The sequence below is a fragment of the Arthrobacter sp. JSM 101049 genome, assembly GCF_041679245.1.
Taxonomy (GTDB): Bacteria; Actinomycetota; Actinomycetes; order Actinomycetales; family Micrococcaceae; genus Arthrobacter_H.
Window position 1 is genome coordinate 94,744 of the sequence record NZ_JBGFFC010000001.1, and the last position, 22,779, is coordinate 117,522.

At 69.7% G+C, this 22,779-nt stretch carries 18 protein-coding genes; 8 read left to right on the forward strand and 10 right to left on the reverse strand.

Annotated features, from left to right (window positions below):
• Positions 1 to 40: 40 nt before the first annotated feature.
• The 7 genes from AB8M85_RS00455 to AB8M85_RS00485 all read left to right on the forward strand — a co-directional run bounded on the left by AB8M85_RS00455 (position 41) and on the right by AB8M85_RS00485 (position 7,522).
• Positions 41 to 1,408 carry an extracellular solute-binding protein gene (locus AB8M85_RS00455; protein WP_372696805.1) on the forward strand — a complete coding sequence of 456 codons (1,368 nt, stop codon included), beginning with the start codon at positions 41 to 43 and terminating at the stop codon, positions 1,406 to 1,408.
• A 75-nt stretch (positions 1,409 to 1,483) separates the two neighbouring features.
• Positions 1,484 to 2,497, forward strand: coding sequence for a carbohydrate ABC transporter permease (locus tag AB8M85_RS00460; protein ID WP_372696806.1), 1,014 nt, complete (start codon positions 1,484 to 1,486; stop codon positions 2,495 to 2,497).
• Entirely contained in the window at positions 2,494 to 3,333 is an 840-nt protein-coding gene (locus tag AB8M85_RS00465) for a carbohydrate ABC transporter permease (RefSeq protein ID WP_372696807.1), read from the forward strand. The genes AB8M85_RS00460 and AB8M85_RS00465 overlap by 4 nt, the downstream gene beginning before the upstream one ends.
• Entirely contained in the window at positions 3,330 to 4,805 is a 1,476-nt protein-coding gene (locus tag AB8M85_RS00470; RefSeq protein ID WP_372696808.1) for a glycoside hydrolase family 3 protein, read from the forward strand. Before AB8M85_RS00465 ends, AB8M85_RS00470 begins: the two co-directional genes overlap by 4 nt.
• Positions 4,802 to 5,782 carry an ROK family protein gene (locus AB8M85_RS00475; protein ID WP_372696809.1) on the forward strand — a complete coding sequence of 327 codons (981 nt, stop codon included), beginning with the start codon at positions 4,802 to 4,804 and terminating at the stop codon, positions 5,780 to 5,782. The genes AB8M85_RS00470 and AB8M85_RS00475 overlap by 4 nt, the downstream gene beginning before the upstream one ends.
• 58 nt (positions 5,783 to 5,840) lie before the next feature.
• On the forward strand, positions 5,841 to 6,647 hold the full coding sequence (locus tag AB8M85_RS00480; protein ID WP_372696810.1) for a glucosamine-6-phosphate deaminase: 807 nt from the start codon (positions 5,841 to 5,843) through the stop codon (positions 6,645 to 6,647).
• 59 nt (positions 6,648 to 6,706) lie between these two features.
• Positions 6,707 to 7,522 carry a sulfite exporter TauE/SafE family protein gene (locus AB8M85_RS00485; protein ID WP_372696811.1) on the forward strand — a complete coding sequence of 272 codons (816 nt, stop codon included), beginning with the start codon at positions 6,707 to 6,709 and terminating at the stop codon, positions 7,520 to 7,522.
• A gap of 7 nt (positions 7,523 to 7,529) precedes the next feature.
• On the opposite strand, the gene AB8M85_RS00490 is transcribed toward AB8M85_RS00485, so the two are convergent.
• Entirely contained in the window at positions 7,530 to 8,366 is an 837-nt protein-coding gene (locus tag AB8M85_RS00490) for an inositol monophosphatase (RefSeq protein ID WP_372696812.1), read from the reverse strand.
• Positions 8,363 to 10,723, reverse strand: coding sequence for an NAD-dependent DNA ligase LigA (gene ligA, locus AB8M85_RS00495; protein ID WP_372696813.1), 2,361 nt, complete (start codon positions 10,721 to 10,723; stop codon positions 8,363 to 8,365). Before ligA ends, AB8M85_RS00490 begins: the two co-directional genes overlap by 4 nt.
• Positions 10,724 to 10,900: 177 nt before the next feature.
• Between ligA and AB8M85_RS00500 the strand changes: the two genes are divergently transcribed.
• The gene (locus AB8M85_RS00500; RefSeq protein ID WP_372696814.1) at positions 10,901 to 11,398 is read left to right on the forward strand and encodes a hypothetical protein; all 498 of its coding nucleotides are present in this window, start codon (positions 10,901 to 10,903) and stop codon (positions 11,396 to 11,398) included.
• A gap of 222 nt (positions 11,399 to 11,620) precedes the next feature.
• Here AB8M85_RS00500 and AB8M85_RS00505 read toward each other — a convergent pair whose 3' ends face one another.
• From AB8M85_RS00505 to AB8M85_RS00540, 8 genes are read right to left on the reverse strand one after another with little or no spacing between them, the layout of a single operon-like run.
• Positions 11,621 to 12,322, reverse strand: a complete 702-nt coding sequence (locus AB8M85_RS00505) for a hypothetical protein (RefSeq protein ID WP_372696816.1) — start codon at positions 12,320 to 12,322, stop codon at positions 11,621 to 11,623.
• Between the two features lie 53 nt (positions 12,323 to 12,375).
• Positions 12,376 to 14,127: a protein kinase gene (locus AB8M85_RS00510; protein WP_372696817.1), complete on the reverse strand. Its 1,752-nt coding sequence runs from the start codon at positions 14,125 to 14,127 to the stop codon at positions 12,376 to 12,378.
• On the reverse strand, positions 14,124 to 15,932 hold the full coding sequence (locus AB8M85_RS00515; protein ID WP_372696818.1) for an FHA domain-containing protein: 1,809 nt from the start codon (positions 15,930 to 15,932) through the stop codon (positions 14,124 to 14,126). Before AB8M85_RS00515 ends, AB8M85_RS00510 begins: the two co-directional genes overlap by 4 nt.
• The gene (locus AB8M85_RS00520; protein WP_372696819.1) at positions 15,929 to 16,777 is read right to left on the reverse strand and encodes a PP2C family serine/threonine-protein phosphatase; all 849 of its coding nucleotides are present in this window, start codon (positions 16,775 to 16,777) and stop codon (positions 15,929 to 15,931) included. Before AB8M85_RS00520 ends, AB8M85_RS00515 begins: the two co-directional genes overlap by 4 nt.
• The gene (locus AB8M85_RS00525) at positions 16,774 to 17,967 is read right to left on the reverse strand and encodes an RDD family protein (RefSeq protein WP_372696820.1); all 1,194 of its coding nucleotides are present in this window, start codon (positions 17,965 to 17,967) and stop codon (positions 16,774 to 16,776) included. The genes AB8M85_RS00520 and AB8M85_RS00525 overlap by 4 nt, the downstream gene beginning before the upstream one ends.
• Positions 17,968 to 17,970: 3 nt before the next feature.
• Positions 17,971 to 20,367, reverse strand: coding sequence for a transglutaminaseTgpA domain-containing protein (locus AB8M85_RS00530; protein WP_372696821.1), 2,397 nt, complete (start codon positions 20,365 to 20,367; stop codon positions 17,971 to 17,973).
• Complete coding sequence (locus AB8M85_RS00535; protein ID WP_372696822.1) at positions 20,364 to 21,758, reverse strand: DUF58 domain-containing protein; 1,395 nt, start codon at positions 21,756 to 21,758, stop codon at positions 20,364 to 20,366. The genes AB8M85_RS00530 and AB8M85_RS00535 overlap by 4 nt, the downstream gene beginning before the upstream one ends.
• A gap of 27 nt (positions 21,759 to 21,785) precedes the next feature.
• Positions 21,786 to 22,763, reverse strand: coding sequence for an AAA family ATPase (locus AB8M85_RS00540; RefSeq protein ID WP_372696823.1), 978 nt, complete (start codon positions 22,761 to 22,763; stop codon positions 21,786 to 21,788).
• Positions 22,764 to 22,779: the final 16 nt, after the last annotated feature.

Consider the following 22,779-nt stretch of genomic DNA (forward strand, 5'->3'; position numbering starts at 1 on the left):
AGCGACCGATTGCCCCGAAGAACAAACCTAAGGAACAGCAATGAAAAAGCTCATGGGCCTCGCGGCGCTGACCGCCGCGGCACTGGCGCTCTCGGGATGCGCCGGATCAACGAATTCCGCAGCGCCATCGCCGGCGGGTTCTTCGACCTCGACAGCCGACAATGCCGGCAAATCCATCACGCTCTGGCTCGCCGGAGGCGACACCCCGGACGACTTGCGCAGCTACCTGAAGAAGGAATTCGCGGCCGAGACCGGGGCCACCCTGAAGATCGAGGAGCAGGGCTGGGGCGACCTGGTCACGAAGATGACCACGGCCTTGCCCGATGCCAGCAACACCCCCGATGTCGTCGAGATGGGCAATACCCAGTCGCCCACTTTCACCAACGTGGGCGCCTTCCTGGACCTGTCCGACATGTACGACGAGCTCGGCGGCGATTCGTTGATCCCCTCGTTCGTCGAGGCCGGCTCGGTGGATGGGAAGAAGTTCACCCTGCCCTACTACTCCGGGTCGCGTTACATGTTCGTTCGGAAGGACCTCTGGAAAGAGGCCGGTGTCGAGCAGCCGGGCACCCTGGAAGAGTTCAACACTGCGGTGAAGGACATCACCGCGGCGAACCCCCGCGACATCAAGAACTTCTCGGGCTTCTTCATCGGCGGCCAGGATTGGCGCAATGGCATCTCCTGGATCTTCGCCAACGGCGGGGAGCTGGCCAAGAAGGTCGACGGCCAATGGCAGTCGACGCTCTCCGATCCCAACACGCTCAAGGGCCTCGAACAGCTCCAGGACCTGTACCGCAACGCCTCCAAGGCCCCAGCCGATGCCAAGGACGTCACGCCGTGGCTGTACATCAACGACGCCGATGAGATCCTCGACGACGCCGGAAAGCCCACCGGCAAGACATCGCTTGCCGCGGCAACGATCATGGCGCCCGGGTGGGCCCACTGGTCCATCGGCGACCTGGAAAAGGGCGACGACGGCAAGAACGTCCGTGCGTGGAACGAGAAGAAGTTCGACACCTTCGTCCTTCCCGGCAACGACGGCCAGCCGGCACCGGTCCTGGCGGGCGGTTCGAACATCGGCATCTCGGCAAAGTCCCAGGAGCCCGAGCTCGCGAAGGACCTGATGCGCATCATCTTCTCCGCGGAGTACCAGAAGATGCTCGGCAAGGCCGGGCTGGGCCCGGCCAACAGCGACTACAACTCCTCACTGGGCGACGACCAGTTCGCCCAGGCGGCCATCGCCTCGGCGTCGAACTCGAAGTTGACACCGGCGGCACCCGGATGGGCCGCGGTGGAATCCTCGCAGATCCTCGAGGAGTTCTTCGGCAAGATCCGCGACTCCTCCGACCTCGCGGCCCTGGCCGCGGAGTACGACGCGAAGATCACGCCGAAACTGAACATGAAGTAGCCGTGTGTGGTGTCCCGGTCCCCTGGGGCCGGGACACCACCGCTGTCCGCTCGTGCGCCGCGATGAAAGGCCGACATGTCGTCCAGAACCCAGGCACCACCGAAGTCCGCGGCCCCGCGGGGTCCGGCAGCCACCCCGGATGTACCGAAGGCACCAGGACCCGGGGTCCGCTCCGGAACCGCTCCTGCTGGAACACGACCGCACCGGCGCCGCGGCATCCTTCCGCAGCTGCTGATACTGCCCGCAGTGGCGGTCCTGGTCGGTGCGCTGGGCTACCCCATCGCCTGGCAGGTGGCCACCAGCTTCCAGGAGTTCGGACTCAAGCAACAATTCGGGCAGCCTCCGGAATTCGTCGGGTTGGCCAACTACGTGGCTATCTTCGCGAACCCGACCCTGTGGGCGGTTCTGGCTCGTTCGCTGCTGTTCTGCCTGGTCTGTGCTTTCGCCACGGTGGCGACCGGCGGTTTGCTGGCACTGCTGATGAAACGCGTGGGGACCGTGGCCCGGCTGGTCCTCCAGGTCTCCATGCTCCTTGCCTGGGCCATGCCGCTCGTGGCGGCGATGACCGTGTGGGTGTGGCTCGTCGACTGGCGCCGAGGCGTCCTGAACTGGTTGCTGACCCGGCTGGGTGTCGATGCCACGGGACACAATTGGCTGGCGGAACCGGTCACGTTCTTCGCCATCGGCGCCATCATCGTGGTGTGGATGAGCGTCCCCTTCGTCGCCCTGAGCCTCTATGCCGGACTGTCCCAAATCCCAGAGGAAGTCCTCGAGGCGGCGGCCATGGATGGTGCCGCCGGCCTCCAACGGGTCAGGCACATCATCCTGCCGCTGATTGCGCCGGTGTTGTCCATCGTGTTGTTGTTGCAACTCATCTGGGATCTGCGGGTCTTCACGCAGATCAAGCTCCTGCAAGACGCCGGAGGCGTGGCCAACGAAACCCACCTGCTCGGCACCTACATCTACCAGCTCGGCGTCGGTGCCGGCGACTTCGGCACCGCCAGCGCGGTCTCGATCGTCATGCTGCTGATCACGGTGGCCGTCAGCTGGTACTACGTTCGGTCCCTGATGAAGGAGGAAGACGCATGAGGTCCGCCCGCATCTCCACATCGCTGTTCTCCCTGCTGGCCATCGTGATCGCCCTGCTGTGGGCCTTCCCGGTCTACTGGATGCTGAACTCGTCGCTGCTGCCCAACGTGGTGCTGCAAAGCACCACACCCACCTTCCTGCCCTTCGGCGGCTCGTTCGACAACTTCGCGGCGGTCTTCGCCACGGGCGGCTTCCTCCCCGCCTTGGGGGTCTCGTTGACGGTGACCTTGGCGACGGTCGCGGCCACCCTCGTCATCGCCTTCCTCGGGGCACTGGCGATCAGCCGGTTCCGTTTCCGCGGCCGACGCTCGTTCATCCTCGCCTTGTTGCTGATCCAGATGCTCCCCGCCGAGGGACTGTTCATCGCCCAGTACAAGATGATGTCCTCGGTGGGGCTGTTGAACAACGTCGTGGGCCTGACCATCCTCTACACCGCCGCCGTCGTCCCGTTCACCGTATGGATGCTGCGGGGATTCGTCGCCGGGATCCCGGTGGAGCTGGAGGAGGCGGCCATGGTCGACGGTCTCAGCCGCACCCAGGCGTTCCTGCGCATCACGTTCCCGCTGCTGGCACCGGGTCTGGTCGCATCCGGTGTCTACGCATTCCTGCAGGCATGGAACGAGTTCACCGTCGCCCTCGTGGTAATGACCGAAGACCAGGCCCAGACCCTTCCGCTCTGGTTGCGCGGCTTCGTCCAAGCCAGTGCCAGTCGTGAAACCGACTGGGGCATGGTCATGGCCGCCTCCACCCTGGTAGCCGTCCCCGTGATCGTCTTCTTCCTGGTCGTCCAGGGACGCATGAGCAGCGGACTCGTCGGCGGGGCGGTCAAGGGATGAGCACTGCCAGGCCCAGTCCCAGCCTCAGACGGCGGGCCGCAGGAACGCTCCTGCCCGGATTCAGCGGCACGACGATCCCGGCCTGGGTCCTGCAGGCCTACGATGACGGACTCGCAGGCCTCTGCCTCTACGGAGACAATGTGGCCTCCCCTGCCCAACTGCGGCAGCTCTGCGCGCAGTTGCGCGCCCATGCCCCGCACGCACTGCTGGCCGTGGACGAGGAAGGCGGCGACGTGACCCGCCTGCACTATCCCACCGGCTCCGACGAGCCGGGCAACGCAGTGCTCGGCCGGCTCGACGACACTGCGCTCACGCGCGCCAGCGCTGCTGCCATCGGGGCCGAGCTGGCCTCCTGCGGCATCAACCTGAACCTGGCTCCGGTGGCCGATGTGAACTCGGCACCGGATAACCCGGTGATCGGCGTGCGCAGCTTCGGTGGCGACCCCGCTCTCGTGGCGCGGCACTGCGCGGCGTGGGTCGCCGGACTCGAGTCAACCGGCGTGGCATCGTGCACCAAGCACTTCCCCGGTCACGGGGACACCACTGTCGACTCACACCTCGGTTTGCCACGGGTGGACGCCACGGCCCAGGTCCTCCACCGACGGGAGTTGGCGCCCTTCAACGCCATCGCCAGGGCCTGCGGTGCCGCGATCATGACCAGCCACATCATCGTCGAGGCTCTCGATCCCCACCACCCGGCCACCTTTTCCCCCACCATCCTGCAAGGCGTGCTCCGCACGCGGATGGGCTACCAGGGGACCATCATCACCGACGCCCTCGACATGGCCGGCGCATCCGCCGAAATAGGGATCCCCGAAGCCGCCGTCCGAGCCCTGGAGGCGGGCGCCGACCTGTTGTGCCTGGGCTCCGGGACGACCGCCGGACTCTACCAGGCCTGCCTTGAGGCCATCGTCCACGCGGTCGAATCCGAACGGATCCCGGAGACGAGGCTGGACGATGCGGCACAGCGCTGCGCCCGGCTGGCGCGTCGCTTCCCCGCGACGATCCCGGCCCCCAATGCTACGAGCAGGACGTGCGCCAGCGCTCCCGACCCCATGGTTGAAGGACTCGCCGATGCCTTCGAGATCGGTGCAGCGGCCACAGCCTGGCTGGCCCTTCCGGTTCCGGCAGCGATCATCCAAGTCGACACCGAAGCGAACATGGCAGTAGGACACGTCCCGTGGGGACCTGCTGCGGCCCACGCCACCACCGCGGAGCCGGACATTCCCCAGGGCGCGAAGGTCGCCGTCGTGGCCCGCGGCCTGCAGCCCGGGCATCCGGCACACGGCGTCCTCCAACGCCTCCGTGACACCGGGCATTCCGCCATCCTCGTCGAATGCGGCTGGCCCAGGGCAGCTGCGGACATCGTCACCTTCGGCGGCTCGCGGGCCGTAGGCACCGCGTTGGCACAGCTGCTGCATGCGAGCCCGTCGGCACCGGCCCCAGCAGCGCGGAAGCGTGTCAGGCCATGAAGTTGGGAGTGGACATCGGCGGAACCAAGACGGCGGCCGTCATCCTGCAGGACGACGGAGAGGTCGCCGTCCTGCGCACGGCACCCTCAGGCCATGGCCCGGATCGCGTGATCGAGGTGGCCGTCCGCCTGGCTCGTGAAGCGATGGCGGCCGCGGGGTCAGGCGCAACCCCCTCCTCCATTGGAGCCTGCATGCCGGGCCTCGTGGACCGGCAGACCGGACGTGTGCGGCACGCTGTGAACCTGGGAGTCGACCACATCGACCTCGCCGCCCGCCTCGGTGGCGCATTGGGCCGTCCCGTCTGCGTCGATAATGACGTCAAGGCGGCGGCCTTGGGCACCCACCACTGGTTGGCGCGTGAAGGCATCGCACCCCGGGGCAATGGCGGGACCGGCCCGCAGCCCCGTCACTCCCTCGCCTACCTCAACCTCGGCACCGGGCTGGCCGCCGCATTGGTTCGCGACGGCGAGGTCCTGCGCGGCCCGGACGGTTCACTCGGGGAAATCGGCCACCTGCCCATGGGCGGCGAAGCGCGGTGCGGTTGTGGCCAATGGGGATGCCTGGAAACGCTCGTGTCCGGGTCGGCACTGGAGCGCATATGGCCTTCGGCCGGTCCAGTGCGCGGGGACCCATTTGAAGCAGCCAAGGAGGGGGATCGGGCCGCTGCGGCTGCCTGCGCCCAACTGTGCTCCGGGTTGTTCCTGGCCGTCCAGATGCTGGCCCTGACCACCGGAGCCGATCGGATCGTGGTCGGAGGCGGCTTGACAGGCTTGGGCGCCCGCCTCCAGTCCGGCTTGCTCGACGAAATGAAGCGCCGTGAACAGGCCTCCGGCTTCGTGGCTTCCTTGCACTTGGCGTCACGTGTCGAGCTGTTGGCCCCCAACATCCCCGTCGGGGCAATGGGCGCGGCATTGCTCCGGCCCCCATCCCTTCCGGTTCCAGCACGGCCACCACACGCCTCGGAGGTCCCGGCATGAACGGCAGCGGATCGGACGTGGGATCCGGGGTCCGGGCCCGGACACGGAAGACCCGGACATGCAGGTCCTGATCGCTGCATCGGCGGCCGAAACCGCTGGCCTCGCAGCCGCCGCGGTCATCTCCGGATGGCCCCGCTGGCCCGGAGACGGGCCTGCCATGAAGCGTGCGCCGGTCCTCGGCTTGGCGACGGGTTCGTCTCCGCTGGGGCTGTACGCGGCGCTGGGACGCGCGGTGGCCCGTTCCGACGTCGATTTCAGCACAGCGCTGGGGTTTGCCCTCGATGAATACGTCGGCTTGCCGGCCAACCACCCCCAGTCCTACCGCAACGTTCTGGAGCGCGAGGTCTGCCGGGTCATCGGGCTCCCCGTGGAACGCCTGCACGTCCCCGATGCAAGCACGGGTTCCGCAGCGGATCTGCGCCTCAGGGCAGCAGCCTACGAACAGCAGATCTCCGATGCCGGCGGGATCGACGTGCAGATCCTCGGGATTGGCGCCAACGGGCATCTGGGCTTCAACGAGCCCGGCTCGGCCCTGGCCTCGCGGACACGTGTCAAGCGCCTGGCCGCCCGGACGCGCGAGGACAATGCCCGCTTCTTCCCCGGGGCGGCGTCGGTGCCGACACATTGTCTCACCCAGGGGCTGGGTACCATCGCCCGGGCCCACCGGCTGGTGCTCGTGGCCAATGGCCCCGGCAAGGCCGCCGCCGTGGCGGCCGCATTGGAGGGACCGCTGAGCGGCTCCTGCCCGGCATCGATTCTGCAGTGGCATCCCGACGCCGTCGTCGTCCTCGACGCCGCGGCGGCAGCGGGGCTGCGCAACCGCGCCTACTACGACGACGCTGCCGCCGGGTTGGGCATGTCGTGAGACCCTGCCCGCAGGTCATGGACGCCGCCGCAGATCGATCCGTCACCTAGGATCGGGTGGTGCTCAGCTCCATCCTGATCTTCCTGGCCTTCGGCGTGCTGACCGGCTTGACGACCGTCCTGTTCGGGTTCGGCGGTGGCTTCGTGATCGTCCCGGTCGTCTATGCACTGGCCCTCGCCTCCGGCTCCGGGCAGGACGCCATGCTGGTGGCGGTCGCGACGTCGACGGCGGTCATGATCGTCAACTCGCTATCCGCCTCCTTGGCGCATTGGAGATCCGGCAGGCTGCGCACGGATCTGCTCTTCCCGCTGGCCGCCTACATCGGAGTCGGCGCCCTGGGCGGTGCATTGCTGGCCACGCGGGTGCCGGATGCGGTGTTGCACTTGCTGTTCATCGCCTACCTGGCCATTACGATCGTGGATTCGCTGCTGCGGCGCGGATTCATCTCCCGCTCCCCCGGTACCGTGGAACGGCGGCTCGGCCCGGTGGCCACGAGTGCCGGCGGGCTCGGAATCGGTGCCGTGGCCAGCTTCCTGGGCGTGGGAGGCAGCATCATGACGGTGCCGTTGCTGCGCCGGCTGGGGCTGCCCATGGCCACCTCGGCCGCGATGGCGAACCCGTTGTCCGTTCCCGTCTCGGTGGTCGGGGCAGCCGTGTATGCCCTCGCACTGCCCATGGGAACCGGATCGTTGGCCACCGGCCGGCTCGGCTACATCGACCTGCTCGCGATGGCCGGGCTGCTGGCCGGCTCGCTGCCCACCATCGCCGTCGCCAAGCGCCTGGTGGGCAGGATGCCCGACCGCATCCATGCCATCGCGTTCATCGCCCTGCTCGTGGTGGTGCTCGCCTCGATGCTGTTGATCCGTCCGGCCTGAGGAGGCGTCAGCCGACCGGCGGCGCGGGCAACCGGGTGAAGTCCACGTAGCCGGCCGCTTGCCAGCCCGGATCGCCGTCTGGGCGGAGCACCGGGCAGCCGGCCTCCTCGGCGATAAGCGCCCCGGCGGACCAGTCGTGCTCGCCGGTGCCGAATTCGGCGTAGGCGTCCAGCGTGCCATCAGCGACCATGCACAGATCCAGGGCAGCCGAGCCTATCCGCCGCATGTTGGCGAAGCCGGGCATCAGCCCGGCCAGCGCCTGGACCTGGAAGTCGCGGCGCTCGGCGTCGTAGCCGAACCCCGTGGACACCAGGGCCCCTGCCGCCCCGGATACGGGCCCGGAAAGCCGGCGTGCCCCGGCGTCGTCCCCGGTATCGGTGCCGCCGAGCCAGGCACCGGCACCGCGGGAAGCCCACCAGGTGCTGGCCAGGGCTGGGGCCTGCACGACGCCGGCGAGCCAGACCTGCCCGCCAGTGCCCTCCGGTGCAGGCCCGGCGACGGCGACGGAGGTGGCGTAGTAGAGGATGCCGCGCACGAAATTGGCGGTGCCGTCCAGCGGGTCGATCGACCAGCGGTACGGGCTGGCGTCGGCCGGTGTGGTGCTCCCGTATTCCTCGCCCGTGATCGCGTCGCGCGGGCGCTCGGCGGTAATGACCTCGCGGACGGCCTGCTCGGCCCGGCGGTCGTAGTCGGTGACCCAGTCCCCGGCGGCGGATTTGGTGTCGGCCTCGATGTGGACGCCGTGGCGGGCAGCCAGCACCGCGGCTCCGGCGGCTGCGGCGCGGCGGGCCGTGGCCAGCAGCTCGTCGACCAGGTCGGGGGTCGTTTCGGGCGCCTGGTTCATGCGGTGTCTCCATCGGTGGTGGTGGATTCGTCGTCCGTGGATTCGTCGGCGGCGGGCGCGGGTCCGTTCTCCAGCAGGGCGCGGAAGCCGTCCTCGTCCAGGACCGGGACGCCGAGGGATTGGGCCTTGTCCAGCTTTGATCCCGCGGCTTCACCCGCGACCACGTAGCTGGTCTTCTTGGACACGGAGCCGGACGCCTTGCCTCCGCGGGTGATGATGGCCTCCTTGGCCTCGTCGCGGCTGAAGCCCTCCAGCGAGCCGGTGACCACGATGGTCAGACCCTCGAGCGTGCGTTCGGTCTGGCCGTGGGATTCGTCCTCCATGCGCACGCCTTCGGCGGCCCAGGCGTCGAGGATTCCGCGGTGCCAGTCCACGGCGAACCATTCGATGAGCGCCTCGGCGATGATGGGACCGACGCCGTCGACATCGGCGAGTTTCTCCACGGCGTCCTCGGCGGTGACGGCCTTCTGGATGGCGGGTATGGACCCGTAGTGGGTGGCCAGCGCGCGCGAGGCCGTCGGTCCGACGTGGCGGATGGACAGGGCCACCAGGACCCGCCACAGCGGCTGGGTCTTGGCCTTCTCCAGCTCGTCGAAGAGCTTCTTGGTGTTGGAGGTCGGCGCCGAGGGCTTCTTCTCGCTGCCCTTGCTCCAGAAGTACGGGACCAGCTCGAAGGTGCCGGTGGCGACTCCCTTTTTGCGGATTTCGCGCCAGACCTTCACCTCGGCCAGGGCCGCGCGCAAGGTGTCGTCGGAGTGGCCGGTGGCCAGGTCGAAGACCTGCGCCTCGTTGGTGATCGGTCCGGGCCCGGAGGGCCGGGCGATGCCCTCGTGCTCCGCCGGGTCGGGGCCGGGACCCACGGTCAGCGCCAGTGCCGCCTCCTCACCCAGCGCCTCGACGTCGAACGCACCGCGCCCGCCTAGGTGCGCGATACGTTCCGTGAGTTGGGCGGGGCAGGATTGCGCGTTTGGGCAGCGGATGTCGACGTCGCCCTCCTTGGCCGGGGCCAGGGCCGTCCCGCAGGAGGGGCAGTGGGTGGGCATGACGAACTCGTGCAGCTCGTCCTCGCGGCCCTCCCGTAGCGGCAGCACCGGCCCGACGATCTCGGGGATGACGTCGCCGGCCTTGCGCAGGATCACGGTGTCGCCGATGAGCACCCCCTTGGCCTTGACCACGTCCTGGTTGTGCAGGGTGGCCATCTCCACGGTGGAGCCGGCGACCTTGACCGGCTCCATCACGCCGTACGGGGTGACGCGTCCGGTGCGCCCGACGTTGACGCGGATGTCCAGCAGCCTGGTGTGGACCTCCTCGGGCGGGTACTTGTAGGCCACCGACCACCGGGGAACCCGGGAGGTGTAGCCCAGGGCCCGCTGGATGGCGAAGGAGTCGGCCTTGACGACGATCCCGTCGATCTCGTGGACCAGCGAGTGCCGGTCGGCGCCGTACTTTTCGATGTAGGCCAGCACCTCGTCGATGGATTCCACCACCTGCGAGTACGGGGTGACCGGCAGGCCCCAGGCCTTGAGCAGCTCGTAGGTCTCCGATTGGGAGGCCGCGTCCAGGCCTTCGCGCACGCCGAAGCCGTGCACGTACATCCCGAGCGGGCGCTTGGCCGTCTCGGCCGGATCCTTCTGCCGCAGCGATCCGGCGGCGGCATTGCGCGGGTTGGCCAGCTCGGGCTTGCCGGCCTCGAGCAGGGCCTCGTTGAATTCGCGGAACTTCTGGGAAGGGAAGAAGATCTCGCCACGGACCTCGACCTCGGTGGGCCAGTTGTCCCCGGCCAGTTCGGTGGGGATCTCCTTGATGGTCAGCACATTGTGGGTGACGTCCTCGCCCGTGGTGCCGTCGCCGCGGGTGGCGGCGCGGACCAATTTGCCGTCGCGGTAGAGCAGGTTGATGGCCAGACCGTCGATCTTGACCTCGCAGAGCCAGCGCAGCCGGTGCTTCGGAGCGCTGCTGCCCGCATTCACGGTGGCGCGTTCGAGCCAGGCCGTGAGTTCCTCGAGGGAGAACACGTCCTCCAGCGAGTACATCTGGGTCAGGTGCTTCACCGGGGAGAACGCGGCGGAGACCTCGCCGCCGACCTCCTGCGTGGGCGAATCGTTGGAGACGATCTCGGGGTGGAGCTGCTCGATCTCCTCCAGCCGCCGGAACAGAACGTCGAACTCGGCATCGGAGACGATCGGGTTGTCCTCGACGTAGTACGCGATCCGGTAGCGGCGGACGTCGTCGATCAGCTGCTGGTATTCCTCACGCAGCTTCTCGGCGGGGATGACCTCCTCGCCGGCCGAGGTCGTGGCGCCTTCGGCGGAGCCGGAAGTGGAACGGTCCGGGGTGTTCTGCTCGGTTTTCGTCACCCTCCTATCTTGCCCCACCGGACCGATGGGTGGGAGCAGACGCGGCACGGGGCCCGCAGGCCCGGAACACACGACGGCTATGCACACCTCGTCCGGTTCGGCTGCGGTCTCGATGTGGATTCCTGCAGTATGCGTATAGCGTTCAACCGCAGGTCGGAATCGACAAGAAGAAGGAGCATGGAAGAAGCAGCCGACAGTAACCAAGCAATCTACGCATGGGGCGATGAGAGCATGCGTTCTGTCGGGGTGCCCGCACCGATATTTCTACTTGGCGCCGTTCTCACGGTCGTTACGGCCGCTGCCTTGGCGCGCGAAACGATACGTTCCGTCAACACGACCGGTCACAAACTGCACTGGAGGGACCTGGAACACAAGGACAAGCTCCACTCGGCGAGGGCCATCGCGGACTTGAAGCTTGATCATGTAGTGGTCGCTGCCGGCCCGCTTGATCCCAAGCGTCAGGAACGTGCTCGCGCCAAATGCCTGGAGCGGCTCTGCTGGGAGATCGAGACGCGTGGAGGGAAAAATCTCTACTTGGAAGCCCGGACACCTTCCCTTAATAGACGAGATCGCGCCCTCATTCCTCAACTGAGAGGCGCGAAGGCGCTGCCGCTTGGCCGCCACCAAGACCTACTCCCAGGGTCACGCGGCATGAGCATTTGGCGAGCATTTTAGATGAGGCACGCACTTGAATTTGGCGAGCACATTGACATGAGGCACTGCGCGTTGGATCGACGACTCCCCGTTCAGCATGCCGCTCTGCACGCCGTGGAAGGACCGCCACGACGCCGGCCTTCCAAACAGTGCTCCGGAAGACCGAATCCATGGATCAAGACCGGGGACTCGACGAGGCCTGCCGAGCACGTCTCCGTCGGTCGGGAACAGCAGGACGCCGGATCAGTCGTCGGCGTTCAGCTCCGCGTCAAGCAGGGGCAGGTCGGCCGGGACGACCAGGTGCGAGGTGACCGCGTGTTCGACCAGGCGGGCACGCCGGTTGGTGGCAAGCTTGCCCGCGCCCCCGCGCAGCCCCGCCACCCCGGACTTGTCGAGCTTGTCGCAGACATTGTCCAGCTTGCGGTTGAACTTGGTCAGCGGCCAGCCGAGGCGTTGGGCGGCCTTGGCAGACGTCGGGATGGAGCTCAGGCCGGTCCCGTCGCGGCGCAGCATCGGTTCGGCCAGGGCGACCACCAGGGCGCGTTGTGCCTCGGTCAGCACCACCGGGCCGATGGTCGTCTGGCCGTCGCCGTCGTCAGCGCTCCATTCCTGACGGAAGGCGGGTTTGGTGAGGTGGACGGAGAATTCGTAGGTGGTGGGACCAGCAGTGAAGACGATGTTGGTCTGGCCGAAGACCAGCGGGATGCGCGCCCCGGGCGCGACCCAGGCCTGCAGTCCCCCGGTGGAGTCGGCGATGGTTGCCGACAGACGGGAGCCGACGTTGGAGAGCCACCAGATGTCGTCGTAGCACGCCACGGTCAGGAAGCGGCGGTGCAGGTACGGGTTGTCGTCGATCTCCAGATCGCCTTCGCGCCCGATGGTGAAGACCTGCTCATCGGCGACGGGAAACCACTCCCCGCAGAAATCTATGTTCACTTCGGCCATGCTTCGCGCCCCCTGCGTTATTGGTCGTCCTCCAGGATTATCCACCATCCAGACTATCGTTCGGCGCAGTACCTGCTGGCATCCGAGGCCTTGCCGGTGGTTCGCACCAGGACGACCTGGATGCAGGTCGGCGCCCCTTCGACCTTCTGCGTCGTGGCCGTGGGCTGCTCGGCCTTGCGGTTCTCGCCCTGCTCCGTCGCGGTGACCGGTGCCCAGTAGTACACGTCCCCCGATTGCGGCTCCGGGTTCTTCCACGTGAACGTGACCTTGCCCGATTCCGTCGTCGCCGCGAAGCCCTCCACCTTCGGCACGACCCCCTCGTGGCCGAGCAGCGCGTCGGCCGGGCCCTGGCTCGGCGAAGGGCCGGAGGCGGCCTGGTTGTCCTGGACTCCGCGGTTCAGTGCCGCGACGACGAAGATCCCGGCGATGATGATGGCCAGCACCGCGCCGATGCCGGCCACCAGCCCGGTCGGGAAGCGCTGGCCCTCCACCTGCGGGACCCGGCTTCCCGGGGGCACCTGGGGGACCCATCCGCGGGCGCCCGGCTCCTCCCCCGCGGCGAACGCCGGCGGGCGGGAGCCGGAGGTCCCGTCGGAGCCGTCCGCGGACCGGTCGTCCGGCTGGCGGGGCCGTGAACCGGCCAGCGACCCGTCGGGCAGGCGGCCACGCATGATGGTGGCGTCGTCCGGGGCACCCGGCCCCGTTTCCCCGGGGGCACCCGCGCTGGGGGCTGGGGCGCCGGAGGAGGCACCGCCGTCGTGCCGTGGTGGGCGATGCACCGTGGGTCCGGAGTCCGGCCCGGCCCAGGAACGGCCGGTGGTCCCACCTGGACCGCCGGAGCCGGTCGCTGCCTCGGGATCGATCGAGACGACCTGGCGCACCCGGGTGGCTTCGCCACCGTCGTCCTCGTCGCCCTGGTCGTCGCGGGCGGCGGGCTCCTCCATGACCTCGAACGCGGTGACCGACAGGCCGAGCTCGGCCTGGACGCGTTGCAGGGCCAGGGCCAGGTCGCGGGCCGATTCGAAGCGGGCTGCCGGGTTCTTGGCCATGCTGGTGGCCAGCGTCTGCTCCAGCGCGGCGGGGACGTCCGGGCGGTTCAGCGGAGCCAGGGGCGCGGTGTTGATGCGGGAGATGAGTTCGCGCTGCGAGTTGTCGGCCCCTGCGCGGACGAACGGGGAGCGCCCGGCCAGCAGGGTGTAGACCGTCGCGCCGAGCGACCAGACGTCCATGCGGACGCCGTTGGGCGAGCCGCCGGTGAAGGCCTCAGGTGGCGACCAGGGGATGGACAACCCGGCCTCGTCGTCGAGCGCGTCGGTGGTGCCGGAGATGCCGAAGTCGGTCAGCGCCGGGCGGTTGTAGTCGGTGACCAGGATGTTCGCGGGTTTGATGTCGCGGTGCACGATGCCGGCCCGGTGGGCGGTCTCCACGGCGGAGGCGACCTGGATGCCGACGGAGAGGACTTCGTCCACGCCGAGGCGGGCGCGGCGGTAGCGCACGTCCAGGCTGGGGCGCGAGCAGTACTCCATGGCCAGGTAGGAGTGCCCCTCCGCGGTGATGTCGGCCTCGAAAATGGTCACGATGTAGGGGTGCGAGGACAGCTGGGCCATCAGGTTGGCCTCGGACTCGAACCGCTTGCGCGCGCTTTCGGTCTTCAGGTCCGAGAGCAGCACCTTCACCGCGACCTTCCGGCGGGGCCGGTCCTGCTGGTACAGGTACACATCCGAGAAGCCCCCGGAGCCGAGCAGGTTCAGGTACTCGAACCCCTCGATCGACGGCGGCGGTGCCGGTGGGCGCTTACCGCTCACAGCAGCCCCTCGAACCGCAACGAGACTCCGTCGCCGAGGTCGGCGATATCGCCGTCGAGCAACATCAGCTTCTCCCCGTGGCCCAGCCGGCGCGGTGGCATCCCGGAGCGCACGAGCAGGGTTCCGTTGGTGGCCTTCAGGTCCAGCAGCATGACGTGCCAGCCCTCCAGCTGGACCTCCAGGTGCGAACGGGAGATGTCCCCGCTGGGGCTCTTGACCTGCACGACACGCGGCATCGACCCGCTGGCCGACCGGCTGACCGATGGCTGGCGGCCGACGACGGCGGGGCGGTCCAGTTCAACCGTCTCGCCACCGGAGATCACCATCCGGCCCAACGAGGGGCGCGGAACTTCGAGCGGTTCCTCGTTCAGCCCCGCCCCGCACGTCGCGCAGGAGGACGAGGTGGGCGGGTTGGCGTGTCCCGCCGGGCACAGCCGTCCCAGGACCTGGGGTCCGGTGGACGGGTTGTGCCCGGTCCCGCTGGCCGGTGGGGTCGCCGGCAGCACCTGGGTGGGCAGGTCCCCACGCATGACGGTGTCCCCGTCGTGGTCGCCGTCGACGGGCTGGCCGGACGCGCGGTCAGGAGCACGGCTGGCACCGCCGGGGCGGCCGGTCCCCGCTGCGTGATCGGTGGCCGGTTGGGCCGGTGCCGAGGCGATCGTGGGCTGGTCATCGGTTGCCTCCGCCTGGTCGTCGTCCGGGGTCCCGGCCTGCTCCTCGGCGCGGTCCTGGGCACGGGCTGCCGCCAGCCACGGCACGGCGTCGATGAGTTCCTCGGGGTCGGGCAGCTCCTCGTCGGTGGTATGGGGACCGGCGATCGTGTCGTCGGAGACCGGTTCGTCCTCGGCGGCTACGGGCGCCGGTGGGACGGGCGCCGGTACGACCGCGGGAGCCGGCGTGTAGGCAGCGGCAGACAGGATGGTGTTCGCATCGTCCGCGTCGTCGACGGAAACGCCCGCGTCCCCGCCGGTGGGGTCGGCGTCGCCGTCGGCGCCCGCCCCGTTGTCGGACCCGGCTTCCGGGGCGGCCTCTTGCGGCTCCTCTGGTTCAGAGTCCGGTTCCAGTTCGGAGTCCGGTGTCGGTTCCGGATCGGCGTCCCGTTCTGGTTCGGAGTCCGGTTCCGGTGCCGGCTCGGCCTCCGGCCCGTCGTCCGTCCGGGTGTCGGGCTCCTGGCCGGACTCAGGATCCGGTTCGTCCTGGAACGGCTCGACGGAACGCTCGTCCTCGGCATCCGCGGATCCGACGGGAGCAGGTGCACCGGCGGCCGGTGGGGCGGCAGGTTCCGCCACCGTGGGCTCGACGATCGGTTGCGGGGCCGAGAGGGGCTCGATCTCCCCGGGTTGCTCCTCCGGCAGGTCCACATGCAGGCGTCCAAAGGGAATGATCCCCTCGACGATGGGCAGCCACGGCGGGGCCCCGCCATCGTTCTTGCGCAGCACATCGTCCAGCGCGATGTCCAGGCTTTCCTGGCGCGGGATGCGCCGTTCCATCCACGTGGTGACGCCGTGGCCATTGACGTGGGTGCTCAGCTCGCGGCCCTCGGCGGCCAGGGAGACCGGTCCGCGCAGGATCGTGTGCACATCGGATTCGAGGCTGACGAGCCCGAAGGGGTCCATCCCCGTCAGCGCCAGCCCGCGGGCGGAGAGCACCGCCGACAGCAGCGTCTCGACCGAGGGTGCGTCCTGCAGCGCCTCCCACAGGTCCTGGACGTGGCCGGGATCCGTGCCCTCGGGCAGCAGCACCAGGTGGCCGTGGCGCACCAGGGCCAGCCACGGTCCGGGCTGGTAGGTGATCCGGTTGCTCATTCCGTGCTCCCCCCCAGGCGTGGTTTGGTCATGCCGTCCTCGATCCGTTCCCGTGGAGCGGTGTCGGCGGACTCGTCGTCGGCGTGCTCGAGCTGTACGTCGACGATGACCAGCGTGATGTTGTCGCGGCCCCCGGAACGCAAGGCCGCCTGGAGCAGGTCGTCGACGGCGATCTGCGGCGGGGTCCGGGAGAGCATCACGTCGCGGATCGCGGCGTCGGAGACCTCGTTGGTCAGCCCGTCGGAGCAGATCAGCAGCCGGTCCCCGGGCCGTGCCGGGAGCATCCAGAAATCGGCGACGCTGTCGTCCCCGGTGCCCAGGGCCCGGGTGATGACGTTGCGGCGCGGATGGGTCAGCGCCTCCTCGGCGGTGATCTCGCCGTGGTCGACCATCTCCTGGACCTCGGAGTGGTCCACGGTGACCTGCCGGAACCCGTCACCGGAGAGCAGGTAGGTCCGCGAATCCCCGACGTTGAAGACCAGCCAGTAGGGCGCCTCGCCCTGCTTCACCAGTGCCGCGCCGGACACGGTGGTCCCGGCCCGGGATCCGGCGGCCTCGCGGATGGCCCGGTCGGCGGAGACCATGAAGTCCTGCAGGTCCTCGGGCGTCAGCCACTCCCCGGCCTGCTCCTGGCCGCGGGCGAACGTGCCCACGCAGAGGCTGCTGGCGACCTCGCCGGCCTCGTGCCCGCCCATGCCGTCGGCGACGGCGAAGAGGTGCCGCTCGGCCAGCAGGGCGTCCTCGTTCAGGGCGCGGCGCAGTCCCCGGTCGGTGGCGAAGCCGTAGACCAGGGCGATCTGGTCGCCGGTGGCCCCGTCCGCGGGGCCCGCTCCGGCGCCGCTCATGCGGGTCCCACCGTGAAGTACCGGTCGCCGAAGTACACGGTCTCGCCGTGCCCGGCGTGCTGGGACTGCCCCGGGACCAGCGGACGGCGGGAGCCGTCGGGCCCGGCGATGCCCGAGCCGTTGGTTGAGTTGCGGTCGGTGACCCAGACCCCGGAGCTGTCGGCCGCCAGGTGCAGGTGCGTCTTGGACACGGAGCGGCCCATGTCGGCGTAGTTGAACAATTCGGCGACGTCCTCGCCGTCCCGCGCCGCGGGGTTCCGGCCCACCAGCGCGGTCGAGGCCAATGCCAGGACCTGACCGTCGTCGAAGCGCAGTCGTGCCCCCGAAGCGGCCTGCGCCGGAGTCTGCGTGCGCAACTGGGTATGGCCGGCGTCGTCCTCGGCCTGCGCCGCGTCGCCCTCCCGGGCCGGGGCCGGCGAAGAGGTTGGGGTAGGGGCAGGGGACGACGACGGACCCGGGGTCGTGGGGGCAGGCTGCGGCGCCGCGGGGGCCGGGGCCGCTTCCTGCGCTGCCGGCTGAGGCTGCGGGGCCGGGGCGGCTGCGGTTTCGCGACCCGGGATCGCGGTGATTGGTCCATCGGCCAGTTCGGGGGCCAGGGCCGGCCAGCGGTGCGCGGACTCGTTGTAGGCCGGATGGCCCGGCTGCCCGGGCGCGGTGGTGCCGCCGGGGGCGAACGCCGAGGGGCCGAACAGCCCGCCGGTGGTGATCGGGTTGCGTCCCTGGTTCACGTCGACGACCAGCGTGCGGGCCGCCTTGTCGTGCCAGCCCTGGCGCTGGTGGTGGGGGTCCCAGAGGTTGGAGAGCAGCATGATCACCGGCCCGGCCACGGGGACGATCCCGGCCAGGCCGACCAGCAGGCGTCGGATGAAGACCTTGCCCCAGCCCGGGGCGAAACCGTCCTCGTCGCAGGTGCGCAGGCCCAGCGCCAGGTTGCCGGGCGTCTTGCCGGTCTGGGCTTCCCAGCCCCAGACGGCGACGGCGTAGGCGAGGACGAAGACCGTGAGCAGCATCGAGGACGTCGCCATCCCGGAGATCAGGTCCGAGGTCGTCAGGTACTCTCTGGAGGCCAGCGTGGACAGGTTCACGGCGTAGAAGACCATCCAGGCGAGCACCACCGGGACGATGTCCAGCAGTCCGGCCACCAGGCGCTTCCCGGCCACGGCGTTGACCAGGTTCAGGTTCTGGGCCACCGGCTACTCCTTTTCCTCGGTTGTCTCTACTCTACGGACTGCCCGCCCGCGTTCCCCGCGCTGGGCCCGCCGGGCGGTGATGCGTGCGGTGGCGTCGAGGACCAGCGAACGCGGTGAGTACTTTCCGCGCAGGCGTCCCCAGAATCCTACCGATGAAGCCATGCCGGCGAGGTGTTCGTCCACCTGGTTCCAGTAGTCGGTTACCTGCGCCTCGGAGGGTTCCCTGTGGCCGAAGACCGCTGCGTCGGCGCGGCGGGCCAGCAGCACCCCGGTGCCGGCGGTCTGCGGGAAGTCCCCGCCCAGTGCCGCGGCGTTCTCCCGCCGGGTGCCCTTGGGCTCGGGCCGGGAGCCGAGGTCGGTGGCCAGGGCGATGACCTCGTTCCAGCCGCCGCTGACCCGGTCCGCGGGGCGGCCGCGCTGGCGGCGGCGCTTGCGGCGGCGCAGCTTCAGCAGGGCGACCAGCAGCAGGGGCAGCAGCAGGATCGCCACAGGGATCGCGATGATCCCCACCGTGGCCAGGATCGGGCCCCAGAACGCCCAGAAGCCGTCCTCCTTCTCGTCGACGTCTTGGGGGTCCGGTGCCGTTTCCGGCGGCAGGTCGGCGTCGTCCTGTGGCGGGGGCGGCGGCTGCAGCACCTGCGGCTGCGGGACCGACTGGGGTTCCTGCTGCGGCGGGGTCGGTTCCTTGTCCTTGTCCGGGGTCGGGTTGAAGGCCACCCAGCCGACGTTCTCGAAGGCGATCTCCACCCAGGCGTGCACGTCGGCGCCGGTGAGCTGCACGGTGCCGGATGGGTTGTACTTCTCCGGGTAGAACCCCATGACCACCCGGGCCGGCATGCCCTGGTCGCGGGCCATCAGGGCCATGGCCGCGGCGTACTGCTCGTCGTCGCCGATCATCGATTCGGCGTCCAGCAGCGCGGCGATGCGCGCGGCGCCGTGGCCGGAGAGGGATGGCACCTCGTTCTCCTTGCCGTTGGAGAAGTAGCCGGTCTCGTGGAGGATGCCCTCCATGGCCGCTGCCCGTTCGACGGCGGTGCGCCCGTCCCCTGCCATGTCGGCGGCCGTGCCGGAGACCACCTGCGGGACGTTGGCCAGCTTGGGCATGGTGATCTCGGAGAGCCCGTAGGCCTCCAGCTTCTTGCGGTCGATCTGGACGGGGAACTCCACCTGCGCGGTGTAGTGGTCGCCGCGTTGCAGCCCGGTGGTCGACAGGGCGGTCTCGGCGTCGTCGTTGTAGAAGAGGGATCCGGCCAGCTCGCCGGCGCCGTCGCCGGCCACGTCCAGGCCCAGCAGCTTGCCGCCGCCGGGGACCCAGACGCCGTCGTAGCCCTCGATGGTGATGTCCAGGGTGCCCTGGGCCCGCAGCGGGTCGTCGCCGCCCGCGGAGTTGATGTTGGAGATGTCCCCGACGGGGGTGAAGTTCCCGCCGGACCGCGGGTCCACGTTGAAGACCATGCCGTCGTAGGTGTCCAGGGCGGCCAGCCGGATCCGTTGGCCCTCGGGCAGCCCGGAGACCGAGAGCAACGGCTCCTCGGCCTGGTCCTTGACGTAGGTGCGGAAGCGCATCAGCGGGCTGGGGTAGTCGTAGAGGTCGATCGGGGGCACGACGGCGTCGCGGAGCACCTGGCGCTGCTCACCGCCCTGCAGCATCGGGGCGGCCACGGCGGTGAGCCCGCCGGCGACCAGCAGCACCACCGCGCCCATCCCGACCCGGCGCAGCAGTCCGGCCCGGGCGAGGGGGGAGGCACCGCCGTCGTGCAGTGACTGCATCTCGGGGCCGACGGCCCGGTCGACCTGGCGGCGCCAGGCCAGCCAGCAGACCAGGGCCATGACCAGGACCAGCCCGCGCAGCAGCGGCAGCGGCACGTCCCGGGTGCCGAACGCGATCCCGATGATGAACATCGCGGTGACCGGGATCGTGCTCCAGAAGGGCGAGCGCAGCCGCCAGGCGAGCAGGCCGGCGACCAGGGCGGTGAGGTAGGCGCTGAGGAACGGGACCACCAGCATGCCGGCGCGGATGCCGACCGGCGGGGCAACGGTGAGCACGTCCTTCCACGAGAGCACGACCCCGGCGAGCAGGATGCGCAGCGATTCCAGCGTGGGCACGACCCCGGCGATGGCCTCGGCCGGGGTGGCCAGGATGGTGCCCAGCAGCAGGTAGGTCCCGATGCCGACGGCTGCGGCGGGCAGGAACGCCAGCCGGTAGCGCACGATGCAGTGGGCCAGCACCAGGCCCAGCACGGCGCCGCCGATCCCGGCGGCGAGGTAGCGGCCGTTGCCCCCGAACGCGGCGTGCAGGCCCAGCACGCCCAGAACCAGGCAGACGAGCAGGACGGCGGCGTCGATGGCCCGGCGGGCCGTGGGCAGGTGGGGGCGCAGGTGCTTCAGCAACGCGTTCACGAGGCCACCTGGTGCAGGATCAGGGGAAGTTCGGACAGGTCGCCGACGGTGACGACGGTGAGGTCCCCGATGGTCGCCCGGGCCGGTTCCAGTCCGGTCCCGCAGCGGACGGCGAAGGCGCGGACTCCGACGGGCACGTGGGTGCTGGCCCGCCGCAGGTCCGAGGGCGTGGCCACCGGGCCGGTGACCAGGAAGAAGACGGAGGCGTTGGGCACGGTGTCCGCGGTGGTGCGGGAGAGGTCCACCAGGTCGGTGCGCCGGGCCCTGCCCTCGACGCGCGTGAGGTCGTCGAGCAGGTTCCGGCCGGTCTCGGTGCGTACCGGCCCCGCCTGGGTGAGGACCGAGAGGTTGCGCTGCTCGCGCACGGCCTGCAGGCCGATCGACGCCGCCGCGGAGACTGCGAGTTCGAAGTCGTCCTCCGAGGAGTACTCCCCCGTGTTCGAGGACAACGCGATGGCCAGGTGGGAGCGGCGGGTCTCCTCGAATTGGCGCACCATCAGCTCGTTGGTGCGGGCGGTGGTCTTCCAGTGGATGTGCCGGCGGTCATCGCCGGGGACGTAGTCGCGCAGGGCGTGGAAGGAGACGTCGGAGGAGGACAGGTCGCGGGTGGGCTGGCCCTCCAGGTCGCGGATGAACCCGGAGCTGGTGGCACCGAGCGCGGTGGTGCGCGGGTGGACGAAGAGGTCCTGGGCCTCGGTCCACTTCACCTGCCGGCGCAGCAGCCCGAAGGGGTCCTGCCGGATGGAGCGCACGGGGCCGACCTGGATGACGGCGCGGCGGTGCGTGGGGATGGTGAACAGCTCGTCGTGCGTGGCCTGCGGGGCCAGCCGCGGGATCCGAAAGAACGCGGTGGACGCGCCGACAGGCAGCTCCATCGACACCGGCAGCAGCGTCTTGGGCGAGGCGTTGGCCACGTCCATCCCACCCACGGCCCGGTCGCCGACGGCGACCCGGGTGCGGTTCAGGTCCAGCGTCACCCGGTACACCGAGCGGCCCAGGATGAACGCGATCGCCAGCAGCAGCAGCAACGCGCCCATGAGCGCGGCGATCTTGGCCTCCTGCCAGCCGAAGATCCCGCCAAGCACCGCCAGGACCAGGACGACGGCGGCCAGCAGCCACCCCAGGGGGCTCACCACCTCGGTGGCCGGCTCCAGGCGCTGCGCGGTCCATGCGGAGATGCGCTGCCAGGCCGGGGCGGCCTCAAGGCGGATGAGCTGGGCGATCTCGGCCCACAGCGAGGTGGGGTGCAGGCGGGAGCGCTGCGCCGGGGGCGTGCGGCGGCTGCCGCGTTTCGCGCGTGGCGGCCGGGAGGCCTGCGGCGGCCGGTTCGACGCTGCCGGGGGCGCGTTCCGGTTGGCGCGGCGTCCGGTGGCCTGGGTGGGGGTGCTCATGCTCGGTGGGATGCCTTCCGCCAGCGCCTACGCGTTGGCGCCGGAGCGCTGCTGGGGCGCGGCGGTCTCGGCCAGGACGCGGGACAGCACGGAGCCGGCGGTGGCCCCGGCGAACTCGGCTTCCGGGTCCATCACGAAGCGGTGCGTCCACACGAACGGCGCCAGTTCCTTCACGTCGTCGGGCAGCACGTAGTTCCGGCCCTCCGACGCGGCCCACACCTTGGCCGCGCGGACCATGGCCAGGGCGCCGCGGACGGAGACGCCCAGCCGGGTTTCGGGGGCCTCACGGGTCTGCTCGGTCAGTTCGGCAATGTAGTGCAGCACCGCGTCGTCGACGTGGGTGGTGCTGGCCAGGTCGGCCATGTCGGCGATCGCGCTGGTGGTGATGATCGGCTTCAGCGCCAGCGAGCGGTCGCGGGTCGAGGCACCCGAAAGCAGCCGGACGGTGGACTCGCGGTCCGGGTAGCCGATGGAGGTCTTGATGAGGAAGCGGTCCAGCTGGGCCTCCGGAAGCCGGTAGGTTCCCGCCTGTTCGATGGGGTTCTGGGTGGCGATCACCATGAACGGGCGGTCCTGCGTGTAGGTCTTGCCGTCCACGCTGACGCGGGCTTCCTCCATGACCTCCAGCAGCGCGGACTGGGTCTTCGGCGAGGCGCGGTTGATTTCATCGGCCAGCACGATGTTGGCGAAGATCGGGCCCTGGTGGAACTCGAAGAGCTGGGTTTTCTGGTCGTAGATGGTGATGCCGGTGACGTCGGAGGGCAGCAGGTCCGGGGTGAACTGGATGCGCGAGTTCGTCCCCTGCACGGTGGCCGCCAGCGAACGGGCCAGCATGGTCTTGCCGGTGCCCGGGGCATCCTCCAGCAGCACATGTCCCTCGGAGAGCATGGCCGTGAGGATCAGCTTGATCACGTCCTGCTTGCCGAGCACGGCCTGGCCCACGTTGGCGGCCAGCTTCTCGAATGTGCCGGCAAACCATTCGGCCTGGTCGTTGGTCATCGTCATGGTGTTTCAGTTCCCT

What these genes read in the sequence shown, in the direction of transcription:
- AB8M85_RS00455 (WP_372696805.1), top strand. Translation starts at nt 41, where the DNA reads ATGAAAAAGCTCATGGGCCTCGCGGCGCTGACCGCCGCGGCACTGGCG.
- AB8M85_RS00490 (WP_372696812.1), bottom strand. Translation starts at nt 8,366, where the DNA reads ATGAACCAGGCGCCCGAAACGACCCCCGACCTGGTCGACGAGCTGCTG.
- AB8M85_RS00505 (WP_372696816.1), bottom strand. Translation starts at nt 12,322, where the DNA reads ATGGCCGAAGTGAACATAGATTTCTGCGGGGAGTGGTTTCCCGTCGCC.
- AB8M85_RS00480 (WP_372696810.1), top strand. Translation starts at nt 5,841, where the DNA reads ATGCAGGTCCTGATCGCTGCATCGGCGGCCGAAACCGCTGGCCTCGCA.
- AB8M85_RS00470 (WP_372696808.1), top strand. Translation starts at nt 3,330, where the DNA reads ATGAGCACTGCCAGGCCCAGTCCCAGCCTCAGACGGCGGGCCGCAGGA.
- AB8M85_RS00535 (WP_372696822.1), bottom strand. Translation starts at nt 21,758, where the DNA reads ATGAGCACCCCCACCCAGGCCACCGGACGCCGCGCCAACCGGAACGCG.
- AB8M85_RS00460 (WP_372696806.1), top strand. Translation starts at nt 1,484, where the DNA reads ATGTCGTCCAGAACCCAGGCACCACCGAAGTCCGCGGCCCCGCGGGGT.
- AB8M85_RS00515 (WP_372696818.1), bottom strand. Translation starts at nt 15,932, where the DNA reads ATGAGCAACCGGATCACCTACCAGCCCGGACCGTGGCTGGCCCTGGTG.
- AB8M85_RS00520 (WP_372696819.1), bottom strand. Translation starts at nt 16,777, where the DNA reads ATGAGCGGCGCCGGAGCGGGCCCCGCGGACGGGGCCACCGGCGACCAG.
- AB8M85_RS00465 (WP_372696807.1), top strand. Translation starts at nt 2,494, where the DNA reads ATGAGGTCCGCCCGCATCTCCACATCGCTGTTCTCCCTGCTGGCCATC.
- AB8M85_RS00540 (WP_372696823.1), bottom strand. Translation starts at nt 22,763, where the DNA reads ATGACGATGACCAACGACCAGGCCGAATGGTTTGCCGGCACATTCGAG.
- AB8M85_RS00475 (WP_372696809.1), top strand. Translation starts at nt 4,802, where the DNA reads ATGAAGTTGGGAGTGGACATCGGCGGAACCAAGACGGCGGCCGTCATC.
- AB8M85_RS00500 (WP_372696814.1), top strand. Translation starts at nt 10,901, where the DNA reads ATGGAAGAAGCAGCCGACAGTAACCAAGCAATCTACGCATGGGGCGAT.